Annotated in this window: 2 protein-coding genes; one reads left to right on the forward strand and one right to left on the reverse strand. The window is 27.0% G+C overall.

Annotated elements, in window-relative coordinates; all coding sequences use genetic code 11:
• The first annotated feature begins 172 nt into the window (after positions 1-172).
• Positions 173-319: a hypothetical protein gene (locus tag E2E34_RS37720; RefSeq protein ID WP_500691590.1), complete on the forward strand. Its 147-nt coding sequence runs from the start codon at positions 173-175 to the stop codon at positions 317-319.
• Here the strand turns inward: E2E34_RS37720 and E2E34_RS37725 are convergent.
• The gene (locus E2E34_RS37725; RefSeq protein ID WP_167518454.1) at positions 250-477 is read right to left on the reverse strand and encodes a hypothetical protein; all 228 of its coding nucleotides are present in this window, start codon (positions 475-477) and stop codon (positions 250-252) included. The two genes, E2E34_RS37720 and E2E34_RS37725, sit on opposite strands and share 70 nt — an antisense overlap.
• Positions 478-540 lie beyond the last annotated feature (63 nt).

Raw genomic sequence — 540 nt, forward strand, 5'->3', positions numbered from 1 at the left:
AAAACATATAGGTAAGTTAATGATAAGAAGAATAAAATTTATAAGATTAGAATAAAAAAAAATAAAATTTCATATTTATATGAAACAAATGAGTTATGTAACTCGTTGATTGTATAGTACATCACACAAAGATATTGGAATACTATATTTAGGATTTGGAATGTTATCAGCAATGATAGGAACAGGAATGTCTGTAATAATAAGAATGGAATTATCAAATGGAAATAGTCAATTTTTTCATGGTAATAATCAAGCATTTAATGTTATAATATCAGGACATGCATTATTAATGATATTCTTTTTTATTATGCCAGTATGAATGGGAGCATTTGGTAATTTCTTTTTACCTATATTAATAGGAGCAGCAGATATGGCTTTTGCAAGATTAAACAATATTAGTTTTTGATGTTTACCACCAGCATTAGTATGTATAGTATGTTCAGTATTAATAGAGCAAGGAGCAGGGACAGGATTCAAAGATAAAATAAATTATTTATATAATAACCGCGTAGCGGGTTTAAAAACCATAGGCGGTATTCT

Origin of the sequence: Streptomyces albidochromogenes (assembly GCF_005981925.1) — a bacterium.
GTDB lineage: Bacteria > Actinomycetota > Actinomycetes > Streptomycetales > Streptomycetaceae > Streptomyces > Streptomyces albidochromogenes.

What these genes read in the sequence shown, in the direction of transcription:
- E2E34_RS37720 (WP_500691590.1), top strand. Translation starts at nt 173, where the DNA reads ATGATAGGAACAGGAATGTCTGTAATAATAAGAATGGAATTATCAAAT.